The organism is Pediococcus siamensis (assembly GCF_047220215.1).
GTDB lineage: Bacteria > Bacillota > Bacilli > Lactobacillales > Lactobacillaceae > Pediococcus > Pediococcus siamensis.
This window is the reverse complement of sequence record NZ_CP178375.1, coordinates 963,449-986,904: the sequence shown is the minus strand read 5'-3', so window position 1 is coordinate 986,904 and position 23,456 is coordinate 963,449. Positions and strand designations below refer to the sequence as shown.

Annotated in this window: 22 protein-coding genes and 1 pseudogene; 3 read left to right on the top strand and 20 right to left on the bottom strand. The window is 40.8% G+C overall.

The window, feature by feature from the left end:
• Positions 1 to 11: 11 nt before the first annotated feature.
• Entirely contained in the window at positions 12 to 887 is an 876-nt protein-coding gene (locus ACLJJ6_RS04710; protein WP_412990270.1) for a YitT family protein, read from the top strand.
• A 130-nt stretch (positions 888 to 1,017) separates the two neighbouring features.
• Here the strand turns inward: ACLJJ6_RS04710 and ACLJJ6_RS04705 are convergent.
• From ACLJJ6_RS04705 to ACLJJ6_RS04625, 17 genes and pseudogenes are all read right to left on the bottom strand, one after another.
• Positions 1,018 to 1,494 (bottom strand): annotated as a pseudogene (locus ACLJJ6_RS04705) (nucleoside 2-deoxyribosyltransferase).
• Positions 1,495 to 1,517: 23 nt separating this feature from the next.
• A complete protein-coding gene (locus ACLJJ6_RS04700; protein ID WP_412990269.1) occupies positions 1,518 to 1,937 on the bottom strand; it encodes a hypothetical protein in 420 nt (139 codons plus the stop codon).
• A gap of 71 nt (positions 1,938 to 2,008) precedes the next feature.
• Positions 2,009 to 3,313 (bottom strand): tetratricopeptide repeat protein, encoded by a 1,305-nt coding sequence (locus ACLJJ6_RS04695; protein ID WP_412990268.1) that lies wholly within the window; start codon positions 3,311 to 3,313, stop codon positions 2,009 to 2,011.
• 74 nt (positions 3,314 to 3,387) lie between these two features.
• Positions 3,388 to 3,663: an HU family DNA-binding protein gene (locus ACLJJ6_RS04690; protein WP_046871107.1), complete on the bottom strand. Its 276-nt coding sequence runs from the start codon at positions 3,661 to 3,663 to the stop codon at positions 3,388 to 3,390.
• 206 nt (positions 3,664 to 3,869) lie between these two features.
• Entirely contained in the window at positions 3,870 to 5,180 is a 1,311-nt protein-coding gene (gene der / locus ACLJJ6_RS04685) for a ribosome biogenesis GTPase Der (protein WP_412990267.1), read from the bottom strand.
• 70 nt (positions 5,181 to 5,250) lie between these two features.
• Positions 5,251 to 6,486, bottom strand: a complete 1,236-nt coding sequence (gene rpsA / locus ACLJJ6_RS04680; protein WP_412990266.1) for a 30S ribosomal protein S1 — start codon at positions 6,484 to 6,486, stop codon at positions 5,251 to 5,253.
• 85 nt (positions 6,487 to 6,571) lie between these two features.
• Positions 6,572 to 7,249: a (d)CMP kinase gene (cmk, locus tag ACLJJ6_RS04675; RefSeq protein WP_412990265.1), complete on the bottom strand. Its 678-nt coding sequence runs from the start codon at positions 7,247 to 7,249 to the stop codon at positions 6,572 to 6,574.
• Between the two features lie 25 nt (positions 7,250 to 7,274).
• Complete coding sequence (locus tag ACLJJ6_RS04670) at positions 7,275 to 7,898, bottom strand: LysM peptidoglycan-binding domain-containing protein (RefSeq protein WP_412990264.1); 624 nt, start codon at positions 7,896 to 7,898, stop codon at positions 7,275 to 7,277.
• A 52-nt stretch (positions 7,899 to 7,950) separates the two neighbouring features.
• Positions 7,951 to 9,417: a RecQ family ATP-dependent DNA helicase gene (locus ACLJJ6_RS04665; protein ID WP_412990263.1), complete on the bottom strand. Its 1,467-nt coding sequence runs from the start codon at positions 9,415 to 9,417 to the stop codon at positions 7,951 to 7,953.
• 2 nt (positions 9,418 to 9,419) lie between these two features.
• Positions 9,420 to 10,379 carry a hypothetical protein gene (locus tag ACLJJ6_RS04660; RefSeq protein ID WP_412990262.1) on the bottom strand — a complete coding sequence of 320 codons (960 nt, stop codon included), beginning with the start codon at positions 10,377 to 10,379 and terminating at the stop codon, positions 9,420 to 9,422.
• Positions 10,380 to 10,486: 107 nt separating this feature from the next.
• A complete protein-coding gene (locus tag ACLJJ6_RS04655; RefSeq protein ID WP_412990261.1) occupies positions 10,487 to 11,206 on the bottom strand; it encodes a pseudouridine synthase in 720 nt (239 codons plus the stop codon).
• Positions 11,203 to 11,799, bottom strand: coding sequence for an SMC-Scp complex subunit ScpB (gene scpB / locus ACLJJ6_RS04650; protein ID WP_412990260.1), 597 nt, complete (start codon positions 11,797 to 11,799; stop codon positions 11,203 to 11,205). The genes ACLJJ6_RS04655 and scpB overlap by 4 nt, the downstream gene beginning before the upstream one ends.
• 4 nt (positions 11,800 to 11,803) lie before the next feature.
• Positions 11,804 to 12,565: a segregation/condensation protein A gene (locus tag ACLJJ6_RS04645; RefSeq protein ID WP_412990259.1), complete on the bottom strand. Its 762-nt coding sequence runs from the start codon at positions 12,563 to 12,565 to the stop codon at positions 11,804 to 11,806.
• Positions 12,549 to 12,917, bottom strand: coding sequence for an N-acetyltransferase (locus tag ACLJJ6_RS04640; protein WP_412990258.1), 369 nt, complete (start codon positions 12,915 to 12,917; stop codon positions 12,549 to 12,551). The genes ACLJJ6_RS04645 and ACLJJ6_RS04640 overlap by 17 nt, the downstream gene beginning before the upstream one ends.
• Positions 12,918 to 13,008: 91 nt before the next feature.
• Positions 13,009 to 13,896 (bottom strand): site-specific tyrosine recombinase XerD, encoded by an 888-nt coding sequence (xerD, locus tag ACLJJ6_RS04635; RefSeq protein ID WP_412990257.1) that lies wholly within the window; start codon positions 13,894 to 13,896, stop codon positions 13,009 to 13,011.
• A gap of 7 nt (positions 13,897 to 13,903) precedes the next feature.
• Positions 13,904 to 14,767 (bottom strand): S1 RNA-binding domain-containing protein, encoded by an 864-nt coding sequence (locus tag ACLJJ6_RS04630; protein WP_412990256.1) that lies wholly within the window; start codon positions 14,765 to 14,767, stop codon positions 13,904 to 13,906.
• 9 nt (positions 14,768 to 14,776) lie between these two features.
• Positions 14,777 to 15,232 carry a DUF441 domain-containing protein gene (locus ACLJJ6_RS04625; RefSeq protein ID WP_412990255.1) on the bottom strand — a complete coding sequence of 152 codons (456 nt, stop codon included), beginning with the start codon at positions 15,230 to 15,232 and terminating at the stop codon, positions 14,777 to 14,779.
• A gap of 263 nt (positions 15,233 to 15,495) precedes the next feature.
• Here ACLJJ6_RS04625 and ACLJJ6_RS04620 point away from each other — a divergent pair, with 263 nt between their 5' ends.
• Positions 15,496 to 16,737 (top strand): ISL3 family transposase, encoded by a 1,242-nt coding sequence (locus tag ACLJJ6_RS04620; protein WP_412988180.1) that lies wholly within the window; start codon positions 15,496 to 15,498, stop codon positions 16,735 to 16,737.
• A 92-nt stretch (positions 16,738 to 16,829) separates the two neighbouring features.
• Here the strand turns inward: ACLJJ6_RS04620 and pyk are convergent, their stop codons facing one another.
• The 3 genes from pyk to dnaE form a co-directional block, all read right to left on the bottom strand.
• Positions 16,830 to 18,593: a pyruvate kinase gene (gene pyk, locus ACLJJ6_RS04615; protein WP_412990254.1), complete on the bottom strand. Its 1,764-nt coding sequence runs from the start codon at positions 18,591 to 18,593 to the stop codon at positions 16,830 to 16,832.
• 74 nt (positions 18,594 to 18,667) lie between these two features.
• A complete protein-coding gene (pfkA, locus tag ACLJJ6_RS04610) occupies positions 18,668 to 19,639 on the bottom strand; it encodes a 6-phosphofructokinase (protein ID WP_412990253.1) in 972 nt (323 codons plus the stop codon).
• 110 nt (positions 19,640 to 19,749) lie between these two features.
• The gene (dnaE, locus tag ACLJJ6_RS04605; protein WP_412990252.1) at positions 19,750 to 23,112 is read right to left on the bottom strand and encodes a DNA polymerase III subunit alpha; all 3,363 of its coding nucleotides are present in this window, start codon (positions 23,110 to 23,112) and stop codon (positions 19,750 to 19,752) included.
• A gap of 137 nt (positions 23,113 to 23,249) precedes the next feature.
• Here dnaE and ACLJJ6_RS04600 point away from each other — a divergent pair, with 137 nt between their 5' ends.
• Positions 23,250 to 23,429: a YjzD family protein gene (locus ACLJJ6_RS04600; protein WP_412990251.1), complete on the top strand. Its 180-nt coding sequence runs from the start codon at positions 23,250 to 23,252 to the stop codon at positions 23,427 to 23,429.
• The last annotated feature ends 27 nt before the right edge of the window (positions 23,430 to 23,456 follow it).

The window sequence follows — 23,456 nt, the reverse complement described above, 5'->3', positions numbered from 1 at the left end:
AGGTGATAAATTTGGCAAAAAAAGAGCGCGTTCGTTTTAAAGATTTATTTATGATCTTCGTCGGTTGCTGTTTGTATGGACTCGGCTTGGCAGCAGTTAACATTCCTAATCATCTGGCAGAAGGCGGTGCAACAGGAGTGACACTGATTTTCCGGGCCCTATTTCATATTGATCCAGCCTACACCACGATTTTAATTAACATCCCGTTATTAGTCATTGGGTATCGGTTTTTAGGAAAACGAGCCTTGTATTACACCGTTTTTGGAACGTTGATGCTTTCCATGTGGCTGTGGATTTGGCAGCGCGTACCTCTTAATATCGATATTGGTCATGACATGTTTATCGCGGGAATTTTGGCGGGACTTGCTGGTGGATTTGGCAGCGGCCTTGTTTATCGGTTTGGTGGCACCACTGGCGGAACTGATGTGATTGCCCGGATTATTGAACAAAAACGCGGCGTACCGATGGGACAAACGCTATTTGCGCTGGATGCGGTGGTACTGACAATTTCTTTATGCTATATTGATATTCGGCAAATGATGTATACCCTGCTTGCCGCCTTCGTTTTTTCGCGTATCGTCACGTTTACTCAAGTGGGTTCCTATGCGGCACGCGGAATTTTGGTGATCAGCGAGAGCTATCAGTTGATCGCAGATGAGTTGATGGACGAATTGCAACGTGGAGCCAGTTTTGTTCACGTTCAGGGCGCCTATTCAAAAGACGAAAAGAAAATGGTGTTCTGTGTTCTAGCCCCTAATGAACTCAGCGAAGCAAAACGGATCGTTGATGAAATTGACCCTCGTGCCTTTATCTCAATTGTAGACGTACACGAAGTTATTGGTGAAGGTTTTACGTACGATTCGCCTACCGGGAAGAAAGTTAGGTAGTTTTTAAAATGAATATTGGTTACCTGCTGATCTCAGTACCTTTAAGCGCTCATTTTCAGTGCAGCTTGCAAAGCAATCAAAAATACCGTATGTTTTTCAGATCGTCTCTGAAAGCACACGGTATTTTTGGTTAGAATACTTTAACGTCACTGAAAATGGTGGGAAGATCGTTAAAATTATATGTTGCGAGTTGTTTGATTTCTTCAGCGCCGTTAAAGAAAGCTGTATAGCTTCTAGAGAGCATTAGGTTTAATTCTTGATCATGCTGAAATTGAACCATGATAACGGGAATGTTTGCTTCATAGGCAGCACCAATTTCAAAGATTGTGCCACTGTCCGGTTGATTAACACCGTGGGTATCCACCTGATAATCCAAAATAGCTACAAGCGCATCTGCACGGTGAACTTGGCGCATGTCGCTACCAAATACGCCAGTTTGCCAACGAAAAGAACCAAACTCTTCGCTCTACATTTGATGTTCCATTGGAATAAAAATCTTTTCTTCGTCTAAAGTTGGATTTTGACTTAACAACTTTTGTACGGTCCGTACCCGTTCTGTTTGTTCTGGACTAAAAAATGGTGCAGCTAGATAAATTTGATTACTCATCTTCTCAATCTCTCCTGTTTAGTTTAATTTTGATGCCATTGGTAGTGGTTAGGGGTTCTTTCTTGAAAGCCACTTTGCTTAAGAATCGTCGCCAGCGGTTTACGCGCAGTTTCACATTCAAGACTACCATCACTTTGCTCTTGAACGAGCTTAATTAAGGAAATTCCAATTTGTGAATGTTTCTGGCTCGGATCAACAATTAATTCAATTAACCGCGTGGTCGTGAAAATGACCACAGCATAGATAGTTCGCTCGTTAAAACTGGTGATAATTCGAAGATCATACTGTTTGGCCAAGCGGTTTTTGAAGTCGCTAATTTGGGTCTCAAAATCTCCGTTTGCCTGTTCACCAAAAACCTGCTGACTGACTTTGCGCATGACGGTAACTGTCTTTTTAGCAAACTTAGGCGAATATTTTTTTATTTTATATTGTTCGACGCTCATTACTTTTCCTCGATTATGAATTCTAATTTTTTACTCAACCTTTTTATCTTATCACAAAGTGAGTTGAATACTCAAAAGCCTTCATTCTCATAATCTTCAAGTATTAAACTTAGTTCATCGTCATCAGGCACCAGCTTCAAATAAGCCCGAAGACACTTGACTGCCCACTCTGTTAAGCCAATTTGACGGAAAAAGTAAAACGCAGACCGTAAAAATTCCGCATTATTTGTGAAAAAGGGATAGGCATTTTGATAAGCCGTTTTCGCTGCTGCCAGCTCATCTAAATGCTCATCAGAAACAGCAATATTCCAGTAGATTTGCGGATCGAGATCGTTTTCGGAAATATATGGTTGCAGCAAATCCACATTGTCTTGATAACGCTTTTGTTTAATATACAAATTACTTAGCTGAACCACAGCTTTCATCTGTTCAGGGTTAAGTTTTAACGCTTCAGTTAGGTAATGTTCAACGTCTTCATATTGGCCTAGTTGGTTAGCTAATTCCGCGGCTTGTGAGTATAAATCTTCGTTATATTCATCAAAGCTGATTCCTTCTTGGACCGTCTTTAAAGCTGCGGTTGCGTCATTATTCTGAGCCTGCGCTTGTGCGAGAATTGGATATAAGGATACATAGTCGGGGTTAGTATCACGAAGTTTCTCAAGGACTTCAATCGCCCGCGGGTAGTTCTTCAGTTGTAAGTAAACAAATCCTTGCTGGAACAAAATATCAGGAGTTTGATCAACCGGCTTAATTTGTTCAAAATAAGCCATGCTGGTTTCGAATTTCCCCATGCCCGCGTAGGCGGTTGCTAAGCGGCCAACTAAATTAACAGCTGAAAGTGATAAAATTCCCTGTTTAATCAAGCCCAAATAGTAAGCAGCAGCTTTTTTGTAGTTTTGCATCATGTTATAGAATTCTCCAAGGGCAAAACGGACAATCGGCTCCTCAGGCGCAATTCTTTCGGCCTCTAATAGCTTTTGTCCACTCACTTCATACAATTCCTCCGTCTGATAAAGATCGGCTGAGACAAGCAAAGATTGAAGATAGGCGTCAGATGATGGTTCAACCTCCGCCAGCAATTGCAAAGCTTGGTCGGTCTTTCCTTGCCCAATTGCAATATCAGCAAGATTAACCCGTAAGGAATCCTCATCAGGGTATTGTTCCAACAGCTTTTCATAAATCCGTTTGGCCTTGTTGTCAAAGCCGAGACTATACAATTCTTCGGCAAAACTGTTCAAGGTATCCGCATCATCTTTACGCAGTGCCCAAGCGTATAAACGATTGCCTTCCTTTAAATCACCATCTTCAATTTTTGACAGGGCTTGTTCTGAATAGCTCATGGTATCCACCTTTCGTTGAAAAATTCGTATCTTCATACTAATCGCTTTCCATCAAAAAATCCAGCACAACTATTGTCATGCTGGATACTATCTAAAAGGTATTTGAAAGATTATTTAACTGCATCCTTCAATGCTTTTCCTGGCTTAAATGCAGGTACCTTGCTAGCAGGAATTTGAATTTCCTTGCCAGTTTGTGGGTTACGACCCTTACGAGCAGCACGTTGACGTACTTCGAAATTACCGAAGCCAATCAATTGAACCTTTTCACCTTTTGCTAAAGTGGATTGAACTGAGCCAAATACAGCATCTACAGCTGCGGCTGCGTCCTTTTTAGTTAAGCCAGTTTTTGATGCAACATCATCTACTAATTGAGCTTTGTTTGCCATGTAATTCACCTCCTAGGTAAGATTAAAATGATGAAAAATTTCATCATGTTGTTAATCCTGAGTGGTCCAAGATCAACGAAACAATAACCCTGAACGGTATTATTTCAATTTCAAAGATATCACAGGAAGTCTGATATGACAAGGATTTTCGTGCTATTTATCCAAAAAAGAAGCGTTTGCGACAAAACTGCGTAGTTTATTAGGGATTACTTACGATGCCGTTCGATTAAGTGAATTGGAGTCCCCGTAAAATCGAAGGCTTCTCGAATACGATTTTCCAAGAAACGTTCGTAAGAAAAATGCATCATATCAGGATCATTCACAAAAATAACAAAGGTCGGTGGCTCAGTGCTAACTTGTGTTCCGTAGTAAACACGCAGCCGTTTGCCATTATCACTTGGCGTTGGATTAATGGCAATGGCATCCATAATGACGTCATTAAGCGTTGATGATTGCACACGACGCCGATGGTTTTGATCAACACGTGCAATCAATTCAGGCAACTGAGCCAGTCGTTGTTTGGTGACAGCAGACACAAAAATAATTGGCGCATAGCTCAAGTACGCGAATTGCTCACGAATACCGGCCTCGAATTCATGTAAGGTGTGATTATCTTTTTTAAGGGTATCCCACTTATTGACAACAATAATAATTCCGCGACCAGCCTCGTGTGCATAACCAGCAATCCGCTTATCCTGTTCGCGAATTCCCTCTTCAGCATTGAGCACAACTAGCACCACGTTACTATTATCAATGGCTTTCATGGCACGCATAACGCTGTATCTTTCGGTATTTTCGTAAACCTTCCCTTTTTTGCGCATGCCTGCCGTATCGACCATTGTAAAATGCGTTCCGGTAGGTGTTGTAAACTTCGTATCAATTGCATCACGTGTCGTCCCAGCAATGTCTGAGACAATAACCCGGTCTTCGCCTAAAATTGCGTTAACCAGCGAAGATTTACCTACGTTGGGTCGACCAATTAAACTAAAGCGGATGGAATCATCTTGTTCTTCTTGTTTTTCTTCAGGAAACTCTTTGACAATTGCATCCAGCAAATCACCTAAGCCCAAACCGTGACTTCCAGAAATTGGATAAGGATCACCAAACCCGAGACTATAAAAATCATAAATTTCCTGTCTTAATTCAGCATTATCAACTTTGTTAACCGCAAGAATAACGGGTTTATTTGCTTTGTAAAGGATACGTGCTACTTTTTCGTCAGCATCCGTAATGCCTTCTTTGACACTAACGAGAAAAACAATGACATCTGCTTCATCAATGGCGATTTCAGCCTGATCTTGAATTTGATTAACAAACGGTTCATCGCTAATGTCAATACCACCCGTATCAATCACACTAAATTTGTGACCGATCCATTCACTGTGGGCATAAATTCGATCTCGGGTAACACCAGGTGTATCTTCCACAATCGAAATGCGGTCGCCCACAATGCGATTGAATATTGTTGACTTACCAACATTTGGGCGTCCAACAACGGCAACAATAGGATTTGCCATAGTGAGACCTCACTTTCTTGTTCATAAAAAAGGCTGTGAATACTCACAGCCCAGTAATTATTATTTGAAATTACTTTTCGTCGTCTTGACTACCTTTAAGTTCATTACCAATTAAATCACCTAAAGTAAAGCCAGTACTCTCTTCTGGTGCGTCATTTTGGTAGTTATTAGCTGCCGGACGGCTATTACGAGAGTTGCGTTGTTTTGGTTCAGACTTTGGAGCTTCTTCCAAGGCCTTAATTGAAAGTGCCAAACGATGAGCATCTGGATGAACTTTCAATACTTTGACCTTGATCTGATCACCAGTCTTCAAAACATCGCTTGGACTATCAATATGCTTGTGTGAAATTTGAGAAATGTGAACTAATCCCTCAACACCTGGGAATACTTCAACGAAAGCCCCAAAGTCAGTTAAGCGTTTAACGGTTCCATCTAAGACAGAGCCAGCAGGTGCTTTTTCTTCGATATCATCCCAAGGTCCAGGCAATGTCTGTTTTAAGGAAAGTGAAATACGTCCACGATCTTCATCAACAGAAAGTACTTTAACCTTAATCTTATCACCTACAGATAATTTGTCAGAAGGTTTGTTGACATGTTCATAAGCAATCTCAGAAACATGAACTAAGCCATCAACACCACCGAGATCAACGAAGGCACCAAAGTTAGTCAAACGAGCAACTGTTCCTTCAACAATATCGCCAGCCTGTAGATGTGACATTAATTCTTCACGTTTAACGGCATTCTCTTCTTGAACAACTGCCTTATGCGAAAGGATCAAACGGTTTTCAGCAGGGTTAACTTCAATAATCTTCAGTTTCAGAGTTTGATCTTTATAAGCATTCAAATCTTCAACATAACGATCTTCAATCATTGAAGCCGGGATAAAGCCACGGACACCGGCATCCACAACTAAACCGCCTTTAACAACTTGTGTAACGGGTGCTTCAATCTCAACACCATCGTCAGCCTTTTTCTGAATTTCATCCCAAACTTTGCGAGCTTCAATTCGACGGTGAGAAAGTAAGTAACTACCGCCCTCTTTGTCATTACCAATCTTGGAAACAACAACGAGATCCAGCTTGTCACCAACTTTAACGGCATCGTTAATATCATCAATATGAGCAGTTGAAAGCTCACGTAGTGGAACAACGCCTTCTACACCAGTACCTTCAATACCCACAATAACTTGTTTGTCATCGTCAATGTCTAAAACTTCACCCTTAACAACATCACCGATTTTTACTTCTTCCACACTGTTCAGTGCGTTTAATAAATCATTATTTTGACCTGATTCGTTTTCGCTCATTACGAATTTCCTCCTTAACAACACTATACTAATCTATCATAGCCGAAATTCACGATAAAAGCTAGTTAAAAAAGTTAGATTTTTCCTATTTTATTGTTTGATTTATGATTTTCGTGATTTCGTCAACGACCTGATCAATACTCATAGAAGTTGTATCAACTTCAACAGCGTCCTGTGCTTTCGTCAAAGGAGAAACTTTTCGAGTTGAATCTTTTTGATCACGAATTTCAATTTCTTTTTTTAGTTGTGCCAATGGTGTGTTAATACCCTTTTGAATATTCTCTTTGTAACGGCGCTCTGCTCTTTCAGAGACGCTTGCAATGAGGTAAATCTTAACGGGTGCTTGTGGCAAAACTGCGGTGCCGATATCACGGCCATCCATCACGATATTACTTTGGTTTGCGATTTCACGTTGGCGATTCACTAGTTCTTTTCGGACGCCGGCTAAACTGGCAACCGTCGAAACCGAATTTGTAATTTCTGGCTGGCGAATTGCTTCCGTTACCTCAGTATCGTCCACAAAAACGTGTTGAACGGGATTGCCTGGGGTAAAAGAAATCTGCGTTTGCTTCAGCATTTTCACGATTGTGGCTTCATCAGTTAAGTCGACGTTATTGTGCATAGCCTTTAGTGTAATGGCGCGATACATCGCTCCGGTATCACAGTAAACATAATTAAATCTTTTGGCCACCAACTTAGCAACCGTACTTTTTCCTGCAGATGCTGGTCCATCGATTGCGACCTGAATATTCTGCTTTTCCATGTCTAAACGACTCCTCATTATTTGTTTATTTAACGCGCAAACGTTGTCCTGGTGTCAACTCTGAACTTGTAGTTAAACCATTGAGTTCTAGCAGTTTTTGTAAAGAAATCCCGTTATTAACCGCAATTCGGTACAAACCTTCTCCAGCGGGAACCGTTACGTATTTTTTCGTGGTACTACTACTTTCTGAACTAGAACTTGTTGAGCTGCTTTTCGAGCTTGCAGAACTAGAACTGGCCGCCTTTGAACTAGAGCTAGCTGCAAGAGAACTGCTTTTCGCTGCCGTGCTGGATGCTTTTTTAGCTTTCGATTGGCTTTCGCTAACAGAACTTGCCACTTTCTTTGAAGATTTTTCTGCTGCTTTTTCTGCTAAAGCTTTGCTGGAAGAGCTAGCCTTTCTTTTCGAGGAAGCAATCTGAGCATCCGTTTGGGGACGATTAAAATTGTTTTGGTTGTATTTATAAAAAATAATTGGTGAAATAAATAACAGCACAATTACAATTGAAACAACGGTGACTATGAGTTTGGTATAACGATAGGACCGCCGACTTGCACGACGCGAAGGGGTGTTGCTCGGTTGGTCAGTAGAACCCGACTGATCGTGTTGTGATTGTTGATCTTCAGAATTTGGTTCTTTGTTTTGATTCATTCTCATTCCTCCTAGAAAAAACTACCAGCACAATTGTAACATACTGCCTAATTTACGTGTTCGGTTTTTGGTGAAAAAGTTGAGTTAAGCCTTCCTGCCAAGGACGAAGAGTTAACTTTGCGGAGCGCTTAGCTACTACGGATTGGTCTAACTTAAGTGCCGTAATGCTTGCAGTTGCCTGATCAATCCCACAGCACTTTTCGGTATGGCGCACACCAGTTTCATCAAAATGATTCAGCAAGTAAGTTCGCAAACAAGTCGTTGTATTTACAAAACCACTCATTGCGGCCAAGCTTTTTTGCTTACTTAATTGCCGATCTGTAAACACCTGATTTACCTGATGCACATCTAAATGTTGATTATAATAAAACATTAAAAGTTGCCGCTCATCGGTATTAAACGATGGTCGGCTTGCAGGATTTTTGAAAAACAATTCAATGTTTGCCAGACTGGGAATATTAGCTAAATTCAGGGTCGAAGGAATGTATTCGTCTCCTGGGGCATACAAAAGAATCGCGATACTTTGTTTTTGATCTCTTCCAGCCCGACCAATTTCTTGTAAATAATCTTCGAGATTTCCGGGCATGTGATAATGGATCACAAAACGAACGTTATTCTTATCAATACCCATACCAAATGCACTGGTTGCACAAATTAAGTCAATTTTATCCTGCATAAATTGCTGTTGAATTTTGTATCGATCCTGAGGCGTAATATCGCCGTGATAAACGGCGACTGATCGCTCACTTTTCTGGCCAATTAAGGCTGCAATTTCCGATGCCTTTTTCTTGCTAGAAAAATAAATAATTCCTGCGCCAGTAAGTGTCTGTAGCAGTTGCAATAATTTTTCATCCTTTTGTTTTGCTGAACGGCAATGCTCAACGTCTAAATAAATATTTGATCGGTCAACGGAATGAATGATTTGTTTGACTTGATCAGATCTGAAAGCCAACTTCTCTAAGATATCTAGGCGAACTGCTTTGGTAGCTGTTGCCGTTAGCATCAAAGTGGTTGGATAATTTAATTTTTTCCGAATGTCCTTCAATTTTAAATAATCGGGGCGAAAATCCGGTCCCCATTGGGATAAACAATGGGCTTCATCAATAACAAATAGCCCGCATTGCATGTGGCTAAGTGCTTGGAGCACGTCTGGTTGATTGGCCATCTCGGGTGAAACGTAAAGGAAACGGTAGGATTTCAAGTGGGCTAAAGCAAACTGGCGCTGATCGTAGTCCAACTTAGAGGTTAACCCAATAACCGCGGTTTCTCCTAACCGGTTAAGGCGTGCAATTTGATCATCAATCAGAGAAAGCAACGGTGAAATCACGATGATCGGCTGCTCAATTAAATAACTAAATAATTGATAGATCAAAGATTTTCCCGTTCCGGTTGGCAGTACCGCTAAGACATTTTGGGATCGACAAAGTTGGTGAATGATTTCTAATTGTCCCGGCTTAAATTCATTAAAGCCAAATTTAGACTTGAGAACTGCGTAAATCTTTTGTTCACTCACTTGCATGGTTATCCCCCCTTTTCGAGTTGTTCAATTTGCCGTAATCGAAATTCAAAAAATGTAATTTGCGACTCGTTTTGTTGAACAGTGGCAAATTGCCACTGAGCAACCGGTGTTATCGCAAAATAATCGTCATTTTTAGAATAAGTGACCGGGGCTAATGTTGAAAGGACGGTACGGGCAAAACCAGGTGTAAGAATGGCGGCCTCTAAGAGATGCTCTTTAACGGTATTTAGCTTAATATGGCGCAATTGGGCCACCCGCGCAAGGTCATTATGGCCGAGGAATAAGTGATAAGTCGCCAAGCTACTTTCAGCGAGTGGTGAAGTTTTCACCCAAGGCTTGACCAGGTGCTGACACAACGGATGCGATTCCTGATTTTCTGTGCATGCCCAAGTAATAAAGGCCGAAAATAAATGTAGTTTTGTAAGATGCCATGAAAAGGGTGTTTGGCCGCGTACCTGCGCAATTTGATCATCGGTAAGTCCATATGTATCATGGCCAATAAATTGACTCACAAAAGCGTCTCCTTCGTGTTCAGAAAGTGTTTCTAAAAATTGCGTTAACTCAGCTTGAAAAGCGGCTGGTAATTCTGAAGACTTATGGGTAATGAACCAGCTTTTGCAAAAGCGCATTAAGCGACCAGAAGTTTGGAGCGGATAATAACGCCGGTTTTGATACGCAAATTCAGACGTGATTTGGACGGCCAGATTGAGGCAGCTTTGAATGGTTGCCACGTTAGTCCGTAATCCGATTCCTGCAAACTGGAAGGGAGCCATATTGGCCACCACTTGGCGCTTCTTCTCTGCTCCGGAGCGTGTCAAACGAATTTGACTCTCGTTTAAGGTAATCAACTGTCGGGTTTTTAAGTCCAAAATGGCCTTATCAAAATCAGCTTGCGTCAACGTTTTAAAGAGATTAAAAAAAGGCAGAAGGGAATACTGTCTCCCCCAAAAAAGGTTAGACACGGTCCTTCTCCCAATTAGGTTGTTAAAAATCACTTTACGTCGGCGCCATTCCGAAACACTCAGGAACTGGACAATAAAATCAGAAAACGTCATTCCCTCATTCATAGTTATCTACCACTTTTTAATCGGTTAATTTCATTAGGTCTGAGTTCTCGCCATTCACCGGATTGCAATCCCTCTAGGGTCAAGAAACCATATTTTTCCCGTTTAAGCTTGTTAACCGGGTGGCCAATCTTTTCAAACATTTTTTTGACTTGATGGTTGCGACCTTCATGAATTGTAATTTCTACAATAGCGGTTTTCTTCTGTAAATCACTACTTAAAATCTTAGTTTTGGCCGGGGCAGTCAGTTTCTTGTCTATTTTAACTCCATGACGCAAGTCCTCTAACTGTTTGTTTGTAGGAATCCCCTCAACTTTTGCGACATAGGTCTTTTCAAATTTAAATTTGGGGTGTGTGAGCCGATTTGCTAATTGACCATCATTAGTCATTAATAAAATACCAGAAGTGTCATAGTCAAGTCTGCCCACCGGATAAATTCGCTGACGAACATCAGGAAAGTAACTCATGACAGTTTTTCGTTTTTTTTCATCACTCACACTCGAGATGACGCCTCTAGGCTTATAAAACAACAGATATACGAGCTTTTCGCGCTGCAAAGGAACGCCGTTAACCTCAATTTCATCCGTCTCATCCACCTTGGTACCTAAAGTTTTCACAACCTCGCCATTTACTTTCACACGGCCAGTTGTGATAAGTGTTTCTGATTTGCGCCGTGAAGCTACACCAGCTTCGGCCATAACTTTTTGTAATCGTTCTACTGTCATTTTGATTCTTCCCCGCCCTCATTTAATTTTTCGTTGAACTGTTCTAAGTATAAGTCACCTGTTTGGGCTGATTCCTCAGGCTGAATTTCCGGTAGTTTCGGCAGTTCTTCAAGACTGGTTAACCCAAAGTAATCAAGAAAATAGTCCGTCGTCCGATAAAGAATGGGTCGTCCAGGTTCGTCAAGCCGACCCGCTTCACGAATTAAGTTGCGAATGACCAATTTTTGAAGAATTGAGCCACTTTGAACGCCGCGAATTTCATCAATTGTCAATCTCGTTGCCGGTTGTTTGTACGCGACAATTGCCAGGACCTCTAGTGAGGCTGGTGATAGCTTGGTCAGCTGCGGGGCGTCAAAGTAATGTTTGATTGTGGGAGCCAAATCTGGTTTAGTAGCCAGTTTATAAATGCCACCAGCACTCATGAGAGTCAAAGCAGAATCCCCATCCACTTCATATTTATGTGCGAGTTGATCTAGCATCGTGGTAACTGCGGGTTTCATAAACCCAGTCATCTCTGCTAAGTCACCAAGACTTAAGCCGTCTTCTCCACAAACAAAAAGGAGAGCTTCGATTTTTTGTATATTGCTTGCCATTCTTTTAATCACCTAAATTAAATAATTTGATACTCCCCAGTTCGCTTTCTTGCTGAAAAGTGAGTTGCTTTTTCTTGACCAATTCTAGCATTGCCATGAACGTCACAACAACTTTAGGAATACTATAATTTTGCTGAAAAAGTTCTTCAAATGCAATTCCTTGTGGGTGGTGAGCTAATATTTTTTTGATTAGTTTGGTCTGATCCCCAATGGAAAGCTGATCCTCGGTGACGGTTCGATGAATTGGCTGGGCATTTTCCTGTTTGACGAGGACTTTTTGAAAAGCCTGCTGCAAAGCCTCAATAGTGAGTCCAGGAGCTAAATGTGCCAACTGCATACCTTTGGGAACGGCAGCTTCTTCACGGGTATAATAAGCCTGACGCTCATTTTCTTGGACCTTTAACTGCCGTGCAGCCTGTTGGAATTTCTGATATTCGATTAATTGATTAACTAAATCTGTGCGCGGATCATCATTCTCATCGCCTTCAGTTTCAGGGCTAAATTCGGTTGGCAATAACATCTTACTTTTGATCCGCATTAAAGTAGCGGCCATAACGAGATATTCGCCCGCAATGTCCAGTTTTAATTCTTGACTCACATGTAAATACGCTAAATATTGCGAAGTAATTTTTGAAATTTGGATGTCATAGATGTCCATTTCAGCGTCTTTAATTAAGTGAAGGAGAAGGTCAAGGGGGCCCTCAAAATCATTAATTTTAACATCTGGTAGTTGGTCCAAGCGATCCTTTTTATTTATCTGGTTCATTTTTGCGTTTTTCCCACTTTGCTAAGATTGGTGTTGTGTCAAGAGTACCCATCATTTGCAAATTCGGATATTCGTTATTCAAGAATTCCAAAATCTCATTTTCATGCTCGGGCGTTTGCTGTTGCGGGATAAAGGCAAGATGATGGATCATCAAATACTGGTCCTGTTTTTCAACACCAACCAGTCCGATAAAATCTCCCTCTTGATTCTTTTGCAGATACAAAATGCGGTCTTCACTGGCTGCATACCAGTCCAGCTCATGATTAATCCGATCAATATCTTTTAAACCAGGGATAAACGATAATAACCCCATGACAATTTTTTGAAATGAATCTCTGTATTTCACTAACAAGTTGAACTCAGCCTCCTAAAGGTCTGTTCAATTCAAAATAATAAACATTATTAATCACTTTACCATATTTTAAACAGAGCGACAATTTTGGCTAGGCGCGTGGATGATATTTGTTATACACTTCAGTCAAATGTTTCTTTGTAACATGGGTATAGATCTGAGTCGTCGAAATATCTGCATGTCCTAACAACTCTTGCACGGTTCTTAAGTCGGCGCCATTTTCTAATAAGGTTGTGGCAAAAGAATGACGCAAAGTGTGAGGCGTCACATCTTTTTTGATTCCTGCCTGTTGCACCATTTTCTTTAAATTTTTCCAGATTCCCTGACGAGTTAAGGGATGACCATGATTATTTAAAAAAACATAGGGGCTCTCCCTACCTTTTAACAACTCCTGGCGGGCACCAGTTAAGTACGTACCTAACCACTTAATTGCAACGTCACCAATCGGAATAATTCGCTGTTTGTTTCCCTTACCGACAGTGGAAATTAGCCCCATTTCGAGTCGCAAATCATCCAATTTTAGTGTAGCCGCCTCACTCACCCGCAGCCCTGTTGCGTACATCACTTCGAGTAATGCCCGATCACGAATCCCTAATTTTTTATGCGTATCTGGCACGCCCAATAAGGTTTCAATTTCCTGGCTACTTAATACTGAAGGTAAGTGATGTGCCGATTTGGGCGTATCAATTTTCAACATTGGGTCAACCGTAATTTTACCCTGACTAAGCAGAAACGCGAAAAATTGGCGCAGACTCGTGACGGTGTGAATGATTGTGTTACGTGATTTATGAGCTTCATCACAGTGTTTTAAATAATTTAGAATTGTATAGCGATCAACTTGGGTGAAGTCCTTTATCTCGATAGATTCTAAAAATGTCAGAAATTCGTTTAATTCCTGCTGGTAGGAAAGAATTGTATTGTGGGCAAGGCCACGTTCCACTACCAAAGCGTGCAAATAATCTTCAAGCTCGTTGCGCATGTTCTCACTACTCTTCTTTTAACTTTAAAAGGCCATCTTCTTGGACAACAACGCCGGCCTTCAGTAAATGACCTACCGCACGTTTAAATTGACCTTTACTAATACCAAATTCGTTTTTAATAGCTTCTGGGCTACTTTTATCTGTAAATGGAAGGACATGTGAATCACTATGCTGTAATAAAGCGAGAAGCATCGCAGCATCATCACCAATTGCCTCATAGCTCCGTGGTTTTAGAGATAAATTCAGGGTGCCATCAGGGTGAATACCGATAACCCGTGCTGAAACCACTTGGCCTAAACGGGGTTCTTGGTCACGTTCACTGGGATGAATGAATCCCAAGTAGTAGTCATCCGTGATGACCAAAGTTCCCGCCAATTTTAGCCGATAAACGGTTGCTTGAAGATTCTTGTTCTTCATTGTTTGGGGGGCTTTTTGAGAAATTTCATGAAAAACCTCTTCATCAGCTAAAGTTCCCCACATGCGGTTTTTCTGGTCGATGCGCAAACTAATAAGTAAACGATCACCCTTTTGTGGCCAAAGACTTTTGATACTTGGCAATTCATCCAAAGAAACAACCATATCCTTATTTGCCAAACCAATGTCCACGAATACACCCAGATCACGTCGACTTTGGACGACAGTTCCAAATCCCATCCTGCCTACTTGAATTTTAGGCACCACGGAAGTGATTTGTAATTTGTGATCCTCATTTTCATAAGCAAACCCTTGAAAGTGTCCCCCGATGTGCAATGGCTTGACGGCTTCTTTTTTATCAAGTTGAAAAACTACCCCCTCGGCTTGCAGAAAATAGTAATGTTCATTTTCATCGGTCATTTTTGTGTCAATAATTTTTCCAAGTAAATTGTTCATAGTAACTCCTTAAATTTTGACGTTCAGTAATTGTAAAATGCAAAACGCAATCCCGGAAGCGATAATCGGACCAGCCGCCACGCCTCTTAAGAAAACCACACCCAAAATGGTGCCAAACACTAAGGCAACGGTCACTTCTGGAGAAACGGCTAAAAAACCAACGCCGCGCGCGGAAAGAATCGATACTAATATACCACAAAAGACCGCAATCCACCCAATTGGCGATTTAAATGAATTTAGTAAATCTTGAAAACCAATGCGGCCAGTTGCAATCGGAATTAAAATGGCGATAGAAATAATCGTGACCCCCCAGTTTATGCCTTGTTTTTCAACAAGAGCTAATATTTTTTGAGAATTAGGGATCAGCATAATGAGTAAGACTACTGCCGTGGCAATAATGAGTGACTGATTTTTTCCTAAAATAGCAATTAAGAAAATCGCTATTAAAAAGAGCCAACTTTCCATTAAAAACATCCTTTCTATCATTTCTGAGTGTTCACCCTGACGACATTTTGTTCGTAAGTAGTGAAATTTAGCGTGGTGCTTATGTATTAAAAAAACCGCTGTTTACTGAGACAGCGGCCTTTTAAACTGAAAATTTTATGGGTCTACACTTTCTGGTATTGGTGAATAACTGATACCAGTTTTTATTTTGAAAAAAAAAAGGACATTTGCCCTCTTTGTGTTACGATTTAATCGCCTAATAAAATCGAAAAGAGGAAAAACAAATGTCCCTAACTAATTCTATCCTAAGCCTATTCGAAATAACAGACCCTAATTTAACTGTAACTGAGATTACTAAGGAACATTATCCCAATGGGCAACACGTTCATGTCGTTCACGCTATCCTTTCCTATCAACTTTTAAAATGTCCTCATTGTGGCCATAAATCTCTAATCAAAAATGGAACTCACATTGGCCATCTAAGATTGGGAACCTTATCAGGTGGACGTTATGAGATGCAGCTAAAACGACAAAGATATCAATGTAAACGGTGTTTAAAAACCTGTGGTGCTCAAACTAACCTCGTTAAACGTAATGAAACTTTTACGCATAATGTGAAACATCAAGTAATTGTTCTGGCTCGGGATATGCTGACCAGTAAAGAAATCGCTAAGATTTGTGGGATTTCACCAAGTAGTGTTCAACGCATTTTAAATGCGAATATTCACTTAGCTTATCGTGTTAAAACACTCCCCCAAAATCTTTGTTTTGATGAATTCCGTTCCTGTAATCATCTAATGTCCTTTAACTGTTGCGATGCCGTTAGTCATCGCCGCATTGTGATTCTTAAGGATCGCCTTAGTAAGGATATCATTGATTACTTTGAAGCTCGCTATTCAGTTCAAGAACGTATGAAAGTTCAAACAATCACCGTTGATATGAATGCTGAGTATGCTGGCTTTATTCATCGGTTATTTCCTAAGGCAATAACCATCATTGACCGTTTCCACATTATTCAACTTGCCGGTCGGGCACTGGATAACGAACGTACACGTGTGATCCATACTTTTCAAGATAAGCATTCCCGAGTTTATCGCATTCTAAAATCTCAATGGCGTTTGTTCCATTTGGCAGAAGAAAAGGTCAATGATACTAAACTTATCTATTTACACGGTATCAACGAATACATGACCCAACAGAACGCCATTGACCTAGCCTTAGATGAATTTCCAGAATTTAAAACTGTGTATCAAACCTATCAAGGAATTCTAACAGCCATTCAACAAAAAGATGCGGTTGGATTTAAAACCTTGATTGCCAACTACAAGGCGGCTGGCAACCAAATGGATATTACTATCTCAACTTTAATAAAGAATGGTCCTGCTGTTCTCAATAGTTGTCGTTATCCGTATTCCAACGGTCCTATTGAAGGACTAAATCGTAAAATTAAGGTGTTAAAGCGTAGCTGTTTTGGTTTTCAAAATATTCATAACTTTTTCATTCGTATCAGTTTAATTTATGCGTAAACAAAAAAAGCACATTCACCGAAGTGAACATGCTTTTCAAAAATCTCCACCAATACAATTTGACAGAGACCCAATTTTATGAATGATTAACTTTAGATAGCGTTTGAAGCACCGTGGTAAATCACACCACGACGTGAATCAACCGTAATCAATTCATCATCTGAAAGAATTGAAGTTGCGTTTTGAACACCAACGATAACAGGAATTCCCATTGAAATTCCAACAACTGCAGCGTGTGATGTTAATCCGCCGTTTTCAACAACCAGAGCACTTGATTTTTCAATTGCTGGTAAGTAGTCTTTGTCAGTAGTCTTTGTTACAAGAATACCGCCTTCAACCGCTTTGTCATTTGCTTCTTTTGCAGAAGTTGCGATAACAGCCTTACCAATAACTGTTTCATCACCAACACCTTGGCCAGTTGCCAACTTAGAACCAATCAATTGAAGTTTCATCATATTGGTTGTGCCGCGTTCGCCAACTGGAACACCAGCAGTGATAAGAATCAAGTCACCTTCCTTAGCAAAGCCTAAATCAACAGCTTTGTTAGCAGCTAAATCAAACATGTCATCAGTTGTTGATGGTTTGTCTGTAACGATTGGATGAACGCCCCATTCAACAGTCAAGCCGCGACGTGTACGTTCGTCAAATGTGATTGCTAAAATATCAGCGTTTGGACGATATTTAGAAATCATTTTAGCTGTGTAGCCAGATTCTGTTGCGGCCACAATTGTTTTAACGCCCAAATTCTTAGCAGCACGTGCTACAGCAGCACCAATTGTTTCTGTAACATCGCTTTGATCGAATTTGTTGATTTGCAGATTTCCGTCTTCTGCCATTGCGTTTTCAGCTTTTTCGTCAATCTTAGCCATTGTTGCAACAGCTTCAACAGGGTATGAACCATTAGCACTTTCACCAGAAAGCATAGTTGCATCCGTACCATCCCAAACTGCGTTAGCAACGTCAGAAGCTTCAGCACGTGTAGGACGTGGGTTTTCGATCATTGAATCTAACATTTGTGTAGCTGTAATAACAGGCATACCAAGTGCATTACACTTCTTGATTAATGATTTTTGAACCAAAGGAACATTTTCTGCTGGAATTTCAACACCCATGTCACCACGAGCAATCATTAAACCGTCGGAAACTTTCAAGATTTCATCAGCGTTATCGATACCTTCTTGTGATTCGATCTTAGGGAAGATTTGAACATCTGTCATGTTCTTTTCTTCCAAAAGTTGACGAATATCTAAAACGTCTTGAGGTTTACGGACGAAACTTGCAGCAATGAAATTGATGTTCATGTTGTCACAACCAAAACGAATGTCGCTAGAATCCTTTTCAGTAATTCCAGGCAAGTTGATTGAAACGCCAGGAGCATTTGTACCTTTACGTGAACCAAGAACACCATTGTTCAGTGCATGAACAACTAATTCTTTGTTTTCTTCATCTTTTTCATCGATCTTAAAGTCAAGTAAACCATCGTCAAACAACACATGGCCACCGACATGAACATCATCATATAGTCCTGGGTAAGTAACAGCAATCTTATCTTTGGTTGTCTCTAAAGAGGCATCCATGGAGATGCGTGCTTTGTCGCCAGTATGATATTCTTGATTACCATCTTTTTGAACTGTTGTCCGGATTTCAGCACCCTTTGTATCTAACAAGATACCAACAGTTTTTCCAGTAATCTTTTCTGCTTCCATAACTTTGTTGTAGCGGTCTAAATGTTCTGCGTGATCACCATGTGAAAAGTTGAAACGGAAAATATTTGCACCAGCTTCGATCAATTTAACAATTGTATCTACTGATGTACTTGCAGGACCAAGTGTCGAAACAATCTTGGTTTTCTTCATAACTATATCTCTCCCTTGATTAGTTTATAAAAAGACTTTAATGTCGTTTTTACCAGAATTTGAAACTTGTTCGGTTACTTAAATGAAAGATCTTCGTTTAAATCATAAAGCGAAGAATCAGGTTGATGCTTAGCATTGAACAGATCAGTAATATCGTGTGCTTGAACTTTGTTGTCCAAAATTCCAACCGCTAAGCCACCTTTACCTTCTAGCAAAAGGTCAACCGCATAGGCACCCATTTTGCTAGCCAAGACGCGATCGCGTGCAGTTGGTCGGCCACCACGTTGAACATGACCAAGAACAACAGCACGTGCATCAAAATCACCGTATTCTTTGAGTTTTTCCAAGAATTCAGGTGCTGCATCTGAGTTAGCGTCGCCTTCAGCAATGACAACAATTCCGTAATCCTTGCCGTCTACACGATTGCGTTTGAGCTTTTCAGCAATTGCCTTCACATCATAATCGTGGCCGGGCGCAATAATAGCATCTGCCCCCGTAGCTACACCAGCCCAAAGTGCAATATCCGCTGCTTCACGTCCCATGACCTGAACAGCAAAAACACGTTGATGACTTTTGGCCGTGTCACGGATTTTATCAATGGCATCCACAGCAGTATTCAAAGCTGTATCAAAACCAATTGTGAAATCTGTGTACGGAATATCATTATCAATTGTTCCTGGCAAACCGATCGTGTTGTAGCCATGTTCGGTAAGTCTCAGGGCACCATGATAAGAACCATCACCGCCAATTACAACTAAAGCATCGATACCGAATTTTTTAAGTTGTTCGATACCCTTTAACTGTCCTTCCACTTGGGCAAACTCAGGATAGCGGGCTGAGTACAAAAGTGTACCCCCTTCATCAATCGAGTCGTCCAAATCAGCAGCGGCAAACTTATGAATATCGCCGGCAACTAAGCCTGCAAATCCATAGTTAATTCCGTAAGCTTCAAGCCCAGCACTAATTGCTTTACGTGCAACGGCACGAATAGCAGCATTCATAGCTGGTGCATCACCGCCACTGGTCAAAATACCAATACGTTTCATTTCTTCACCTCAAGTAAATAATTATTGAGTTTTATAAACTTCATTTGTAATTTTACCACTTTTAAAATTGAATGTCTGTATTCTTCTTGAAAAACATTGCGAACAAATCCCTAGATACCGGTATTTTTGACTGTTTGCAAAACAACATTTCCGCTTCCCAACAGGTTTGTAAGCGCTGAAGTTATTTCTTCATCATTTGCTAGCCAGTATGGCTTTTCTAATAAAACTTTTTTATCCGTTTGCGGATAAAATAACAGAACAGGAATATTTCCTGGATGGCTGCGTAAAATATGCAACAGTTTTTTCCGTATTTCAGGAGTGTTTTGACTAATTCTGAGAACCCAACGCACGTTAGAACGCGGATTCACCTGACTTTTGAACTGTTCTGCCAATTGAATTTGATTAGCCAGCAACTGCAGACCGTTACGTTCCTCTATTTTGCCGCGAACCACCACAACTTTTCCCTTTTGTAGACTCTCAGCCATTGTTTTGTATTGACTCGGAAAGACCGTGATATCGATTTCACCTGTTAAATCACTACCGGTTAAAAAAGCCATTTGTTCCCCACGTTTGGTTCGAATGACACGAACTTTGGTTATATAAAGCAAACAGGACACATTTTGGCCCTCCTGCAAATTCAAAACATCAGTCAAAGCCAGCTCGCTTCTGATGTGATCAAATTGTTCTACTGGATGCCCAGAAAGATAAGCTCCTAAAAACTCATTTTCCTTTTGTAGCTTCTCTTCAAGTGTGAGATCGGGTAGTTTACTGATTTTAGGTGTTAGCTTTTCAAACAAACTCATGCTGCTTCCGCTCAGAGCCACGCCATCCAAAAGTTCCGGAAGGCTTTGCAGAAGCTCAGCGCGGTTATAGCCAAAGGTATCAAAAGCCCCCGCATAAATTAAAGCTTCCATGAGGTCTTTTTTGAGCCATTTGCTAGGGATTCGTTGTAAAAAGGCCTGTAAATCACTGAATTTTCCATTTTTGCGCCGTTCCGTCAGAATATCCTGAACAAAGTCACGCCGCACACCTTTGATACACGAAAGTCCAAAAAGAAGGTGATTTTTTTTCAAAATAAAACTGGACTCGCTCAAATTTATATTAGGCGCGCTAACCTGTACCCCATGTTGTTTAGCCTCTGACAAGTAAAGCTTGATTTTGCTTGAATTGTTAAGAACAGAATTCAGCAATGCCGCAAAAAAGGCCCCCGGATAATGAGCTTTTAGGTAAGCAAGTTCAAACGCCATTTTGGTATAAGCGATTGCGTGTGACTTGTTAAATCCATAATTTGCAAAACGCTCAATATAGTCATAGACCTGAATGGCAGTTTCTTGAGCGTAACCTTTTCCAACCGCACCGGCAACGAATTTTGCCTTCATCTCATCGATAACGGCACGCTTTTTCTTACTCATGGCTCGCCGCAGTAAATCGGCTTCACCCAAGGAGAAACCGCCCATAACGGATGCCACTTGCATAACCTGTTCTTGGTAAACCAAAATACCAAAAGTATCTTTTAAAATCGGAACCAAACTTTTATCTGGATAAGTGACTGGTTCGATTCCATTTTTTCTTTTGATAAACGTATCGATGTTTTCCATTGGTCCCGGACGATATAGCGCATCAACTGCTGCTACAAGCTCAAAAGTTTCTGGATGCAGTTGTCGTAAAACGCGCCGGATACCACTAGACTCAAATTGAAAAACCCCCGTGGTATCTGCCTTTTGAAACAATTGCAAAGTGGCTTTATCTTTGAGGTCAACAGTGGTGATCGAAAACTGTGGATTAGTTGTTTTGACAATAATTTGGATTGCATTAGCCATAATACTAAGATTACGTAATCCTAAAAAGTCCATTTTCAAAAGTCCCAAAGCTTCCACGGTATCTTTAGGATACTGTGTTAATAAAAGTTCATCACTCCCTGTTTGGAGCGGGACCACATCACTTAAGTTTTGGGCACTTAAAACAACGCCTGCTGCATGTGTCGAATAATGTCGGGGCAACCCTTCAATTTGTCGAGCAACTGCATAAAGCAATCTGTTTTTAGAGCTATCAGAAATCCAATTTTTCAGTTTCTGTGATTGGGCGACGGCAGCATCTAACGATATCTTCAATACATTTGGAACGAGTTTGCTGAGTTGATTAATTTCATAAGGTACGAGTCCAAAAACGCGGCCAACATCTCGCAATGCCTGCTTGGCGGCCAAAGTTCCAAAGGTGATGATTTGTGAAACATGTGAATGCCCATATTTATCATGCACGTACGCTAAAATTTCGTCACGCTTGTTATCGGGGATATCTAGATCAATATCAGGCATTTGTGAACGTTCTGGATTCAAGAAACGTTCAAAAAGCAAGCCGTACTGCAGTGGATCCACATCCGTGATTTTTAAACTATAGGCAACTAAAGAACCGGCCGCAGACCCCCGACCTGGTCCGGTTGTAATATTGTGTTGGTGTGCAAAATTCATCACATCCCAAACGATTAAGAAATAATCATTAAACCCCATTTTGTCAATGACAGATAACTCACGATTCAATCGTTTTTGGTAATCTGTGAGGTCTCCACTTTTATGAGCTAAGCGTTGTTCTAAGCCATGCCTAGTTAACTGCTCGAGATAAGTTTTAGAACCTAGGCCGCTAGGAACCGGGAAACTTGGCGGTTCAGGCTTTTTAAACTCCAGCGTTACCTGACAATGTTGTGCTAACCATTCTGTATTTTGAACAGCCGTTTCTAACTGGTGTTGTTGATAAAGCGATTCGTAGTCTTTTCGAGGTCGTAACCAGTTTTCTCCTTGATAATTTTCAAATTGCTCTGGGTTACGAATGACCTCACCCTTATCAATTGCCCGTAAAACCTGCGTTGCAAAATGGTCCGTTGCGTCAACATAATTTACTTCTGGAAGTGCCATTGTGTGCGTCCGGGTGGTACCTGCTAGTTGTTGCAATGTATTACGTAGCACTTCCGATTGCTGCATATTAACGCCTAAAAAGACGCTGTTTTCATCTGCTAGTGCTTTGACCTTCATGACCAACTGCTCGGCATCCTTGCCATCACCACGTTCAATTAATGTAACCACTTCAGAATTCTTAGCCGGGAAAACAAGGAATAGGTGAGAAAGGTAAGTTTGAATGTGCTGATAAAACAGGTCCTCATCTGTCGCTTGGGTATTCTTCTTGGTGCTAATTTTCATAAGGTGTTGATAGCCAGTACGATCCTTGGCAAACAAAAGAATGGGAAAATGGTTAGCTGAATCAATTCCGCCAAATAATTCAAGTTTTAACCCCAAGATCGGTTTGATTCCTGCTTTTTGACAGGCATTATAGAAATCAACTATGCCATACATTACGTTTGTATCCGTCAGCGCTAACGCTTGATAGCCACGTTGTTTAGCTGTATTGACCAGAGCATCAATGCGCGTTGTGCTCTGCAGCAAACTGAAACTGCTTGCCACTTGCAGTGGGACAAAACTCATTTTTAGCACCTCCTCGTCTTTATTCTCATTATCTTTATTATACAAAACTATCCTGCAGAATGAACGTCACAAACTTGGGATTAGTTGATTTTTACATAAATTGTGCTAAACTATTTTTGATTGAGAGGTGTCTTGTTGTGAAACAAATCGTAATTATTTTCTGGTCCTTCATTTTTGGTGAAGTTATTGGTGCCATTGGCGGTGCCTTAGAAGTAATGACCTACAAACCGTTAACAATTGGGATTGTGGCTGCCTTGGCAGCTTTAATCACCTCGAACGGGATTAATCTTCTTTCCAAGTCGGACTCCGTGAAATAAAAATGGGTCGGCCAAATTAATTGAGTA

Bases quoted from the DNA above. Each gene is read 5' to 3' on its own strand.
- ACLJJ6_RS04630 (WP_412990256.1), bottom strand. From the start codon at position 14,767: ATGAACAATTTACTTGGAAAAATTATTGACACAAAAATGACCGATGAA.
- ACLJJ6_RS04625 (WP_412990255.1), bottom strand. From the start codon at position 15,232: ATGGAAAGTTGGCTCTTTTTAATAGCGATTTTCTTAATTGCTATTTTA.
- ACLJJ6_RS04665 (WP_412990263.1), bottom strand. From the start codon at position 9,417: ATGCAAGTGAGTGAACAAAAGATTTACGCAGTTCTCAAGTCTAAATTT.
- ACLJJ6_RS04700 (WP_412990269.1), bottom strand. From the start codon at position 1,937: ATGAGCGTCGAACAATATAAAATAAAAAAATATTCGCCTAAGTTTGCT.
- scpB (WP_412990260.1), bottom strand. From the start codon at position 11,799: ATGGCAAGCAATATACAAAAAATCGAAGCTCTCCTTTTTGTTTGTGGA.
- dnaE (WP_412990252.1), bottom strand. From the start codon at position 23,112: ATGAGTTTTGTCCCACTGCAAGTGGCAAGCAGTTTCAGTTTGCTGCAG.
- pyk (WP_412990254.1), bottom strand. From the start codon at position 18,593: ATGAAGAAAACCAAGATTGTTTCGACACTTGGTCCTGCAAGTACATCA.
- rpsA (WP_412990266.1), bottom strand. From the start codon at position 6,486: ATGAGCGAAAACGAATCAGGTCAAAATAATGATTTATTAAACGCACTG.
- der (WP_412990267.1), bottom strand. From the start codon at position 5,180: ATGGCAAATCCTATTGTTGCCGTTGTTGGACGCCCAAATGTTGGTAAG.
- ACLJJ6_RS04645 (WP_412990259.1), bottom strand. From the start codon at position 12,565: ATGAACCAGATAAATAAAAAGGATCGCTTGGACCAACTACCAGATGTT.
- ACLJJ6_RS04620 (WP_412988180.1), top strand. From the start codon at position 15,496: ATGTCCCTAACTAATTCTATCCTAAGCCTATTCGAAATAACAGACCCT.
- ACLJJ6_RS04670 (WP_412990264.1), bottom strand. From the start codon at position 7,898: ATGAATCAAAACAAAGAACCAAATTCTGAAGATCAACAATCACAACAC.
- pfkA (WP_412990253.1), bottom strand. From the start codon at position 19,639: ATGAAACGTATTGGTATTTTGACCAGTGGCGGTGATGCACCAGCTATG.
- ACLJJ6_RS04690 (WP_046871107.1), bottom strand. From the start codon at position 3,663: ATGGCAAACAAAGCTCAATTAGTAGATGATGTTGCATCAAAAACTGGC.
- cmk (WP_412990265.1), bottom strand. From the start codon at position 7,249: ATGGAAAAGCAGAATATTCAGGTCGCAATCGATGGACCAGCATCTGCA.
- xerD (WP_412990257.1), bottom strand. From the start codon at position 13,896: ATGCGCAACGAGCTTGAAGATTATTTGCACGCTTTGGTAGTGGAACGT.
- ACLJJ6_RS04655 (WP_412990261.1), bottom strand. From the start codon at position 11,206: ATGACAGTAGAACGATTACAAAAAGTTATGGCCGAAGCTGGTGTAGCT.
- ACLJJ6_RS04695 (WP_412990268.1), bottom strand. From the start codon at position 3,313: ATGAAGATACGAATTTTTCAACGAAAGGTGGATACCATGAGCTATTCA.